The 12022-nt window shown below is 30.7% G+C and carries 10 protein-coding genes; 9 read left to right on the top strand and 1 reads right to left on the bottom strand.

The features are described from left to right. Nucleotides 1–22 precede the first annotated feature (22 nt). Nucleotides 23–565 carry a hypothetical protein gene (locus HPY57_14550; protein ID NPV12983.1) on the top strand — a complete coding sequence of 181 codons (543 nt, stop codon included), beginning with the start codon at nucleotides 23–25 and terminating at the stop codon, nucleotides 563–565. On the opposite strand, the gene HPY57_14545 is transcribed toward HPY57_14550, so the two are convergent. Beyond that, nucleotides 562–1227 (bottom strand): hypothetical protein, encoded by a 666-nt coding sequence (locus HPY57_14545; protein NPV12982.1) that lies wholly within the window; start codon nucleotides 1225–1227, stop codon nucleotides 562–564. The genes HPY57_14550 and HPY57_14545 overlap by 4 nt on opposite strands. A gap of 228 nt (nucleotides 1228–1455) precedes the next feature. Here HPY57_14545 and HPY57_14540 point away from each other — a divergent pair, with 228 nt between their 5' ends. From HPY57_14540 to HPY57_14505, 8 genes are all read left to right on the top strand, one after another. Continuing rightward, nucleotides 1456–3204: a hypothetical protein gene (locus HPY57_14540; GenBank protein NPV12981.1), complete on the top strand. Its 1749-nt coding sequence runs from the start codon at nucleotides 1456–1458 to the stop codon at nucleotides 3202–3204. Beyond that, on the top strand, nucleotides 3204–3755 hold the full coding sequence (locus HPY57_14535; protein ID NPV12980.1) for a hypothetical protein: 552 nt from the start codon (nucleotides 3204–3206) through the stop codon (nucleotides 3753–3755). Before HPY57_14540 ends, HPY57_14535 begins: the two co-directional genes overlap by 1 nt. 11 nt (nucleotides 3756–3766) lie before the next feature. Next, nucleotides 3767–4003 (top strand): hypothetical protein, encoded by a 237-nt coding sequence (locus tag HPY57_14530; protein ID NPV12979.1) that lies wholly within the window; start codon nucleotides 3767–3769, stop codon nucleotides 4001–4003. 251 nt (nucleotides 4004–4254) lie between these two features. Next, nucleotides 4255–4548, top strand: coding sequence for a hypothetical protein (locus HPY57_14525; protein ID NPV12978.1), 294 nt, complete (start codon nucleotides 4255–4257; stop codon nucleotides 4546–4548). A gap of 306 nt (nucleotides 4549–4854) precedes the next feature. Next, nucleotides 4855–6252, top strand: coding sequence for a hypothetical protein (locus HPY57_14520; protein ID NPV12977.1), 1398 nt, complete (start codon nucleotides 4855–4857; stop codon nucleotides 6250–6252). Nucleotides 6253–6458: 206 nt separating this feature from the next. After that, nucleotides 6459–6935, top strand: coding sequence for a hypothetical protein (locus HPY57_14515; protein NPV12976.1), 477 nt, complete (start codon nucleotides 6459–6461; stop codon nucleotides 6933–6935). Nucleotides 6936–7241: 306 nt separating this feature from the next. Beyond that, nucleotides 7242–7757, top strand: coding sequence for a hypothetical protein (locus HPY57_14510; GenBank protein ID NPV12975.1), 516 nt, complete (start codon nucleotides 7242–7244; stop codon nucleotides 7755–7757). Beyond that, on the top strand, nucleotides 7754–12016 hold the full coding sequence (locus HPY57_14505) for a T9SS type B sorting domain-containing protein (protein NPV12974.1): 4263 nt from the start codon (nucleotides 7754–7756) through the stop codon (nucleotides 12014–12016). The genes HPY57_14510 and HPY57_14505 overlap by 4 nt, the downstream gene beginning before the upstream one ends. Nucleotides 12017–12022: the final 6 nt, after the last annotated feature.

Raw genomic sequence — 12022 nt, 5'->3', positions numbered from 1 at the left:
TAATAAAAATTAGTAAATAATAATGATTATAGGGATTAGTGGAAAAATTTGTAGTGGTAAAACAGAGGTAGCAAAATATATTCAAAAAACATTTCCTAAACATAACTTTCAAATAAGATCCTTTGGATATGACGTTAAATTTATAGCATCTTATATAACAGGTATTGATATAAACTTAATACAATCAAGAGAAATTAAATCAAAATATTTACCAGAATGGGGTATGACACTTGGTGAAATGTACCAAAAGATAGGAACAGATTGTATGAGAATAGGATTACATCCTGATACTTGGGTTTTTTCTTTAATGTCAAAATACACACTAAACCAAAATTGGGTTATAGATGATGTTAGGTTTAGGAATGAAGCAGATGCAATTAAACAAGCTGGCGGTCTTATGATTAGACTTGAAGGAGATCCACTCAATATAAGAAATAAAGACCCAAGAGATATGAATCATGTATCTGAAACAGCATTAGATAATTATGAAAAATTTGACATTATATATAATAATGTACCACCTATTGAAAGTATAGATAATTTGATTAAATTATTGAAAATCTAATATATACTATATTTATTATTAAGCCAATCACTTATTTTATAAATAGTATTCAAATCTAAATAATCATTAAATACCATAAACTCAGTTATATAACCAAATAAACCATAAGAACCATTATATCTTGAACCTAAATTCAGATTATCTAATTTATTTAAATTACCAGGATTATTTGTTGATACGTTAGATAATAATGCAATAGATTTATTTATAATTAGTCTATGTCCATAATGTGTACCATCATATTGATGTACTATGATTTTCCATGAATTACCTGATGTCAACCAATTACTTGTATAATTTTTAGAAGTTGTTAATAATGTTGAACCTGAAAAAGTTGTTTTTATAGCATTTGTATTACCATTAAGATAAAAACCAGTGTTTGTTGTTGCATCATTACTAAATTCATAAATATAATTATTATTTAATGCACTTACAACAGTAAATGTTGTATAATAATTTAAATAAAGTGGTATGTTTAAACATTGTGAACCCTGAAAAAATAAAGCAGGATAACCATTTTTAATATTATCTACTACTGATGGTTTTCTAATATCGATTATTTGTATAGCATTGTTTAGGTTACCGCTATTATCACGCCACATGTGAATACGACCGTTTGATTGATTGATATTTTTATTACTTGCATCAGACCAAAAAATCATATTAGACAATCTACCAGGATTCCAAGGTGTTTGAAAGACTTTATTGTTATAAGAAAATATATTATTATTATAAGAAAATATAGGCATTTTTTATTTTGGTATATTTTTGTTATCTTTGTATTATATATTAAAAACTAAAAGTGTAATATACTATATAAAAAGTTGAAAAATTTTTTTTATTATTATAAAATTATTTAACTTTGTAATTTAAATAGAAATCTAAAAATTATGGATAACAAACAACTCAAAAAGATTGTTGATGAACACTTTGGAGCTAAACCATTGGCTAATATTGAATTGAGACCTCTTATTCAACGTGAAGATATTCATAAATCACTTTCAAGTTGTATTATTGAAATGATTACATCATATAACTTGCCTTATTATGGTGAGTTTTGTCAGTTTATTAATTTCTTTGAAGCTAAGATTGGTACTTGTGGTGTTAATGTTGGACCTAATGGTATGAATTTTTATTGGGATAGAGAGTGGATTGAGTCACTTACTCGTAAAGAAATTATATTTACTATTGTTCATGAAGTATTTCACTTATTATTTGACCATCAAAAACGTGGTGTTGGTTATGATAAAAAGATTGCCAACCTTGCAGCTGATATGATTATCAATTCTATTATCCATGGTGATCTTATGATTGGTGAAGGTCTTACAAAAATGATTGAAATTCCAAAAGATAAATACGGAAATAATACCGTTGTTTTCCTTCCAAAAAATTACAAAGGTGAACCTCTTTTTGAAGAAGTTTATCATTGGTTGAATAAAGAATTCAATAATTGGAGAAATAAAAATTCTCATAAACTTCAAGGTAAGAAACAAATTAGCTTTGATAAAGACGGTAATGTAACTATTGATGGTAAGAAATATTGTGGTAAGTGCGGTCAGGAAATGAAAGATGATAAATGTCAGAATGGTCAGAATGGTCAGAATGGTCAGAATGGTCAGAATGGTCAGAATGGTCAACAAAAACAGAATGGTCATTCAGGACAGGATCAGAATCAGCAACCACAGAGTGGTCAGTCTGGAAACCAAGATGGAAATGGTGATGGTGATGGAAATGGTAATGGTAATACTTGTCCGCAATGTGGTCAGCAAAAACCTCAGGGTGGAAAATCTCAGCAAGGTCAAGGACAACCTCAGGATGGTGATTGTGAAGGTGAAGGCGAAGGTGAAGGTAACGGTAATGGTAATCCTACTGAAGGTTACGGTAAAAATGGTAAATCTGGTGACAAAGGACAGAATGATGTTGATATGTACCCTATTGAAAAATTTTTTGAAAATATTGAAGCAAACAAGGGTCAGTCATTTGACATTCACTTTGATGATGATGTTCCTGAAGCAGCAAAAAAACAGTTTATTGAATCAACCATGGAAAAACTTAAAAACCGTGGTCTTGTCGGTGGTAACATTGAAAAGATTCTTAACAAACTTAGAAAATCTGAAAAGGACTATCTGAAAGAAATTAAAAGAAATCTATCAAATGATATATTTGGTAATAAAAAACAGAAATCTATTACTAAACCTAACCGTAGAGGTATCTGGGGTATTAAAGGACATAGAAAATTCAAGACTCGTATCAACTGTATTCTTGATACATCAGGTTCTATGGATGGTGAATTTGAAAGAGTTCTATCATATATCTTCCAAAATGATATTGAAATAAATCTTATTCAGTGTGACACTGAAGTAAAAAACTTTATTCATATCAAGCATAAGAATGAACTTGAAAAGATGCCTATTAAAGGTCTTGGTGGTACAACTCTTACACCAGGTTTGCAATATATAGCTACAAACAAAGAATTGAACAAGTATAATACTGTTATTCTTACTGACGGTTATACAGATGCTCTTGATATTACTGGTGTAAAAGGTAATGTTCTTGTACTTTCAACAAGCACAAAATGTCCTACTGTTCAGAATAGTAAGAAACTGAAACAGATTATTATTGATAAAGGAAAAAAATAATGTATAACTTTTTATTAAAATATTTTTATTCTTGGTATATCCTGCCAATCGTATTACTTCACGAAGGATGTCATATATTGGCTGGATATTTCCTTGGATTTAAGATACTTGATAAGAAATTATACAAACAAACTAACCCACCAATATTTAACAGTTATGTTAGTTTCAAATTTAGAAAATATGATTGGAAATGGAATGTAGTATTGTATTCGCCTATATTACTAACATTACCAATTATATTTTTCTTTTTACACCCTATTTTAATGTATATTGGTATTTACTTTTTAAGTACCATTATGTATTTTGATAAAAGATTTATTTGTATTTTTTTACCAAGTAAACCTGATATGATATATAAAAGAAAAATAGAATACTACTCATACCTTGTAGAAAATAGTTCAGAAAATGAATTTAATTATTTTTTTAAAAGAAATAAATTGAATGAACTTGTATTAAATAAACACCTTTTAAATGAAAATGAATTTTTTTTTCAAAAAAAGTTAAACAACAACAAAAATAAAACATATAAATGTAAACCATTTAAAAAATAAAGTTTATGACAATGATTGAAACATTAAAAACTGTAGAAATCGAAAAACTTTCCAAAGAAGAAGTTTTAGAACACATAAAAAATGTTCTTACTCTTGATGAAAAAGAGATTATAGAATACTTAAAATATGCTATTGATAATCAGTACAAAGAAGAAGATGAAAACTCAGAAATAGTTGAATTTTTCTTCAAAACAGAAGAATTTAAACCATATTATAATATAATTCTTAATGCAGAAAATGAAAAATAATTGTTTAGATATTAAATTTCTATCATACTTAAAACAAAGCGATTTTACACTTATTATTTCTAGTTTTAAGGACTCGAAAATTGGGCAATTCTATCATTATTTGATGTGCAACTCGCATATCATTTATGAAAGTGAGGAACATAAAATATTAAACATTCTGGAAAATTGTAAAAACCAGAATGTTTTTATTTATAAACCGATAAATCAATGGATTTTTAGATATACCTAAATATACTAATGGTGAAAGTATGATGATAAAATCAAAACACTATTCGTCTCTCATTCGTAAAATAAGAAATTTTACATTTGATAATGGTGTTAAAATAGTAATAAAATCAGAATCATATAAATCATCCTTGAGTGGTTCTTATACATCAATTGTAGGCAATTCAAGTCCTATTTATAGTGCAGACCTTGTTCTTAAATATGATAATGGTACATTCTTAATAACAAAGAATAGATTTGGTGACAATAATATTTTTATAAATATTAAAGAACTAAATTTCTTATATAGAGAAGAAAAATTAAAAAGAATATTAAAATAATTTTTTAATTCAAAAATAGATGATACTTTTGTATTCTTAAATGTAATTAAAAAAAATAAATTATGTTTTTATTATTACTTAAATGGGATTGGAGTATGATATGGGTGTTAATTAAATATAAACTTATATGGGGATGAAAATTTCTTTTACTTGCACAAAGGCTATTGATAGGGAGGAATATTTAATTCAGTTCTTTGCAGAATAAATTTTATTACCTATAACACTTACAAATATATTTATAAAAATATTTTTTATTTCATAAATTGTTTCTAATTTTGTAAAAGAAATTAATAAAATAATTCAGTTATGAATAAAACAAAAGATTTAACTCAAAACATAAATGTGATGAAAAATACAAAGAAAACTGAAAAATCATTTAAGGAGAAACTTGAATCTGGATTTATTAATATTAATACTGGTTTTGATATATCAGAATTGAATGAGAAGGAAATTAAGTATTTTCGTATGATGCTTCCTAAATCTGGTGTGCTTTTCTTAACATCAGCACCAGGTCTTGCTAAGTCCGCTATTATGCGGTCTATAGCAAAAAAGATTAAGAAAGTTGAAATTGTTAGGAAACCTAACGGTGAAATCGATGTAGATAAAAGTGGTAAAGTTGTCGCTTCATCAATGTTCTATATCGATCTTCGTCTTGCTATGCTTGATGAAACTGACGTTGGACTTTTCCCTGACAAGAAAGAAATGAAGATTACTGAAAATGGAGAAGAAGTTCTTAAAGCTTTCCTTGACCATATTGTTCCAAAGTGGGCATATCTTAGTAATAATCCACCTGCTAAGAAAGATAAAACTGACAAACTTCCTTACGCTGGAACCATTATTCACTTTGAAGAATTGAACCGTGCACCTCTTGCAGTTCGTAATGCTGCTCTTCAGATTCTTCTTGAAAGATGTATTGGATTTGAATTTGAATTCAATGATAATGTTTTTATGGTATCCACTGGTAACCTCGGTGAAGAAGACGGTACAGACGTTGAAGAATTCGATGCTGCTCTTAATGGTCGTCTTATTCATATTGAACACACTCTTACTCTTGAAGAGTGGATTAATTACTATGCCAATGAACATATTAACAATATCATTGTAAGATTCTTGACTGCTCACCCTGACATGTATTATATTGGTAAAAAATCCCATGATGAAAAAGACAAGTCCTACGCTTCTCCAAGAACTTGGACATTCCTTAGCGATTACATCACTGAAAACTACGGATTTAACGCAAATCCTCAGTTGTGGATCAATGATATTCCTAATATCGGACACGGTTACATCGGTGCCGCTTGTAACACCAAATTTATGCGTTATGTACGTGACGTCCTTAAAATTTCTATTAAGGATATTATCAACAGATATGCTCAACTTCAGGCCGAAGGCGTTCAGTTCACTAGAGATAAGAAATCTGAATTACTGGGTGACCTTAGGACTCAGGACTTCTCAAAATTCAAACCTGAACAAATTGAAAACGTTAAATTGTTTATGCTTGACTTATCAGAAGATGAAATCTCTGCATTCTTAATCAAGTTAATTGATGAAGATTATGATTATGAAGAAGATGAAACACTGGATGAAAAGAAGAATAACTTTATTTTGACCTTCCTTAGAGATAAGAGATTCAAAAAATATAACCAAGTTATGCTTAACTATGTTAAGACTAATAATGATGACAAAGACAACAATGAATGGTAAACATCCAAAATGAATCTAACCTTTATATAGCAAAATATCTTAGTTTTAAAAATAACAACAATTTGTGGCGAATTAAATCAAACAGGCAATAATAATATTGTCTGTTTTTTTTATATTATATACGAAAGAAATTTGAATAAAAATAAATAAAAAATCTTTATTTGGACCAAATTGGTTCAATATATAAAAATAAAAATATATAAAATATGAAAAATAAAGATATTTTAACTTTTAGAGAAGCATTAAATGAAGTAGATTACATTAGAAATAAAACATTTGCGTATGCTGTTTTTCGTAATAAAGATATTCTTGATAAAGAAATTGAAACTATTAATAAATTAAAAAGAGAGCCACATCCTGATTATATTAATTTTGAAAACGAAAGAACTCTTTTGTGTAGAACACATTGTGAGAAAGATGAAAATGGAAATCCTCAACTTCAATATAATCCTGATGGAACACAATCATTTAAGATCATTGATATGGCTAAATTTAATGATGAATACCAAATTTTAGCAAAGAAATACGAAGATGTATTAAAAGATATGCAAGATGCTAAAAAAGATTTTGATGAATTTATGGAAAAAGAATCGGATGTAGAACTTAAAAAAGTTCGTCTTGAAGATTTACCAGATGATATTAGTGCTAATTTCTTAGAAAAAATCAAATTCATGTTAGAGTAATAAATATTTTTAGTAATTTTCAAAACATACTTATCATCAGAAAATATCTGTTAAAAATAATTTTTTAACAGATATTTTTTTTAATTAAAATTAAAAATATATAAGATGTTAAAAACTTAAAAGCAATTTATTGATAAAATATAAACTAAAAAATTTTTTGAATTTACTAAAAATTAAAAGCAACCAACAGTTTTTAATTACGTCTTTAAAAATGATATGAAATATTTATTTTATTTACTACTCTTTTTCACAATAGGCAGTCTCTGTGCTCAGATCAAGAGTATAGACACAACCAAGATTAAAACGATGAAGCTTGTAAAAAACAAGCAAGAGTTTAAGGAACATTTCAAGGACTCGAATTCGTATCTTATTTTACAACCTTCTACTGCTTTCCCTCAAACCGACGTTTGGATTTCGCCGCCAAAAAATTTTAAAGCGGTTGAAAATATTCGTGGTTTTATACATTTGGCAACTACTACATCCATTACATGTACCGAAATTAAGGGGTATCACTACAGTCAACTTTCAGATCAACTGACTTCTGAATATATAGCAAACCAAAATGCAGTTCTTAATTCAACCGAAGACATTGTAACTGATAACGGCATGACAGGAAAACTTTTAATTATTTCGTTTATTATTCCGGCAAAAGATTCTTTACACAAAGATATTCCTTTTGAGCGATTGATGCTCTTTACCGGCAATTTGGAGACAACTGTTTGGATAAATGCAACCTATCCCCAGTCGGTTAAGCATTTTGTATCCAAAATTGTTCGTAAAAGTTTATTGTCTGTTAAACTAAATAATTCCAACAAACAATGAAAATAAAAACAGCCATATTATCTTTAGTTTTGTTTTTCATATTAACAACATCACTACGGTTAAAATCTCAAACTTATACGATAAGCCACGATATACCTTGGCATACCGAAAACCAAAACATGTGGGGACCCAATGGAACTCCTTTTAATCTAAATTTTAATTACGAACTCTTTCACATTGAATTTGACACAACTATTTCTATTGGTTATATGGAAGAAATTTTAGGAGAACAAGTAGGAGCGATGTTTAACATCAATACCCATATGCTTTTAGGTTCAACTTTTGACATGCATGGATGGACAACAGGCTGGATAGATGTTGATTATCCGGTTCGTGTAAATTACGAAATTCCTAATAATTACACATTTAATCCGGGCGAAGTGGTTACCATTCATACCGATTATGAAGTTCTTCCTGGATGGGATCTGTATAGCCATTTCCCTCAAGCAGGAGTTATTTCACTCGATTTAGATTATGGTTTTGGTTTGGATATTAACGCTGATGTTTGCTTGTTTGGTTGTGACAATATTCAAATTGTAGATGTTAATATGCCTGATGATTCCATTGCTATTTTTTATCTTAATGGACAAACAGGTGAGGTAGCATATCCTTGTGTAGATCCAAATAGCTTGTTTGGATTTACAATTTGCCATGATGATATATTACCCATTACTTTTAATAATCTTTTTGGTATTGGTTTGAGTGGTTGGATAACTTTACCTTATATCGAAACTACTGACTGGTTAGACGATAGCGACCCATGTCACCAAATATTGGGTGCAAATGGTGATAGTGCATATGCAGGTATAGATTTAGATATTATTCAATTTTTACATTTTTTGGCCGGCTTTATCCCACCACCACAAGGTCCTGCCATTCAACAATTCTTAGATATGCTTCATGGCACATATAATTTTAGTATTATTTCAGTAGAATATAATTTGCTTTCGGCTCATTTAGGTATGAGTAATACATTGCAACAAGATTTAACTTTCACACCGACTGTTTATTCAATATTTACTTTTCCTACTCCTGTTGAGTATTGGATAACTGATCCTCACAATGGCGACCAAGTGGTCAATCAGGGGGTGTCGGATAGTATCTCGTTCCCAACATGTATGGATTTTAAGTATCGATATCCATGTTACAACTGGCCCCAAATGCCAATTGGTATGGCAGCACATTTAGGAAACGATTTTAACAACCACGTTTGGGACAGCATTGCTTTTAATTTCATTGTTCAAGCGTTAGAATTTACAATAACGATAGACCTGCCCTTTAAATCGGCCATCGTTGTTCCCGAGTTTTGCATTCCTCTTCCAGATAGTTCTCAAACCGAAAACACAAATAATGAAGTATGCTCTCCTGCTATTACTGGTGAAGAACTTAGCCAATTGAAGCAATTAAGTGAAAACGGAAATACAGGAACTTACGATGATGGTAACAATGGAACAGATCCTCATATTTTAGATTGGTCATTTCATATAGGACCGTTAATTGACATAAACTTACCTTTAGGTTATATACCTCTAACTTGGTATGACAACACTTGGGAATTAGCCGGATTTCAAGATACTACATTCCAAGGCATTGTAATGATACCAAATCCAGAATTTGAACTTGTTTCTATTACTCACAGCGACAACGTATGTGCTGGTGACAGTATTGGTACTATTACAGTTACGGTGGCCAATGGAACCTTGCCATATATTTATACATGGTCAAACGGAGTTGTTGACACAACCAATGCTACTTCTGACAGCATTACCGGCTTATTAAGCGGAACATATAGCGTAACTGTAAGTGATATAAACGGTTGTACTCATACCGCATCGGCTACCATAATTGAAACCAATCCACCTATTTTTATGCAATTGATTCCGGTAAATGTATTATGCCATGGTGATAGTACAGGTATAATATATTCACAAGTTACAGGCGGAACACCGCCATATACATATCAGTGGACTCCATTGGGAGGTAATGGACCCAATGCTACCAATTTACCCGCCGGAATCTATACGCTATCTATAACGGATGCTGTTGGTTGTCCTAAAGTGGACAGTACTACGATAACAGAACCGGCAACATCTCTTTCGGTTGTGCTCGATTCGTTAGAACATGTATTATGTTATGGCGGGAATAATGGTTTTTTAGCAATTACAGCAAGTGGAGGAACGCCTCCATATAGTTATATTTGGTCAAATGGCTCAACTAATGAAGATATATCTAATTTATATGCTAATACATATACTGTAACGGTTTCTGATGCTCATCATTGTACAATTACACTATCAGAAACAATTAATCAACCTACATTACTATCAGGTGTTATCATACCAACTCATGTAACCTGTTATGGATTATTAAACGGAAGTGCAAATTTAATTGTTGCAGGTGGCACACCTCCATATCAATATTTATGGAGTACAGGTGATACGACTGAAGATATTGCTAATTTACCAACAGGAACGTATTCGGTAACGATAACAGATAGTCATCTGTGTACGGCAAGTGCTGAAGTCTTTATACAACAACCTTTTGCTCCGTTGTCGGCCACATATGAAACAACTGATGTTTTGTGTCATGGATACTCAACCGGTGCTATAAATCTTTCGCCAACTGGTGGTACACCTGCATATAGTTATCAGTGGAGTAGCGGACAAACAACGCAAGATTTGAATAATATTCCTGCTGGTAGCTATTTTGTTACTATAACTGACTTTAACGGTTGTACAGAGACGTATTCTATAACAATTAATGAGCCTCCAACCTATGTAAGCACACAACTTCAAGTAACGGATGTGCGTTGTCATGGTGAAGTTAATGGATCAATTAATTTGACCGTATCGGGTGGGGTTCCTCCCTACCAAATTCAATGGTCAAATGGTTCATCTAATGAAGATATTGGTACATTATTGTCAGATTGGTATTTTGTTACCGTTGTTGATGCTCATGGTTGTATAATTGTTGATTCGGCATTTATTCGTGAACCTGGTAAATTATATGCTGACGTTACACAAAATACAGTAATTTGTATTAATGATACAGCTCACATCTATGTTTCAGCAACTGGTGGAACACCTGGTTATACATTTAATTGGAATAATGGTTTGCACGACACTTTGATTCATATATGGCCTACAGTAAATACTAACTATTCTGTAACCGTTACTGATACGCATGGCTGTATTTCTACAGTTGGTACAACGGTTCAAGTAAGACCACCATTATCAGGTATTATTACAATTAACGATAGTATTATATGTAATGGAGAACTGATAATTTTCTCTGGCTTAATCAATGGTGGTAATGGTCATCATATTATTATTTTAAATGATACGTTGTCTATTGCATCATTGCCTTATACGATTTATCCTGAATCATCGGCTTCGTATGTAATTAAAGTAGAAGACGACTGCAATACACCGCCTATATATTACTACTTCAATGTTTTAGTTATACCATCACCACCCAATAACCTACAAGCTGACATAATTTCAGGGTGTGCTCCTTTAACGGTTCATTTCATAGAATCGTCGCCTGATGAAAATCAAACTTACTGGTGGAATTTTGGAGACTCGAATTCAGCTAACGTTAGCGAAAGTAAAATTCCTATACACACTTTTGTAAATCCTGGCAATTATACTGTTTCTTTAACAACAACCAATATATATGGTTGTCAAACTCAACAAATTATTCCCAATTTAATACATGTATATGCTAATCCTGAAGCAAAATTTGTTACAGATCCATATACTATAACCATGCTAAATACGAATATTAACTTTATCAATTTATCAACAGGTGCCACATCATATTATTGGAATTTTGGTGATGGTGATTCTTCATCTTTTGAAAACCCATATCATCAGTATCCAAGTATTCCGGCTCAATATAATGCCTATTTAGTAGCTATAAGCGAACATGGTTGTCTCGATACATCATGGCAAAGAATCGAAGTAATGGGTGAATATACTTTCTATACTCCTACTGCATTTTCACCAGATAACGATAGTAAAAATGAAGTATGGCGAGTATATGCTACTAATATTAATTTTAGCACTTTCGAATTGGTAATTATAGATAGATGGGGCGAGGTGATTTTTGAAACAAAAGATATAGAAAAGACGTGGGATGGTAGAGCTAAAAATGGAGATAAATTAGTTCCGGTTGGGACATACACATGGATTGCTAAGTTCAAAGATAATCATAATATTACACGAATTAAAACTGGACCTATTACTATAATACACTAGTATAAA

The organism is Ignavibacteria bacterium, from assembly GCA_013177855.1.
Taxonomy (GTDB): Bacteria; Bacteroidota; Ignavibacteria; order Ch128b; family Ch128b; genus Ch128b.
Note: the sequence above shows the minus strand (reverse complement) of the source record. Positions and strands in the feature narration are given on the sequence as shown.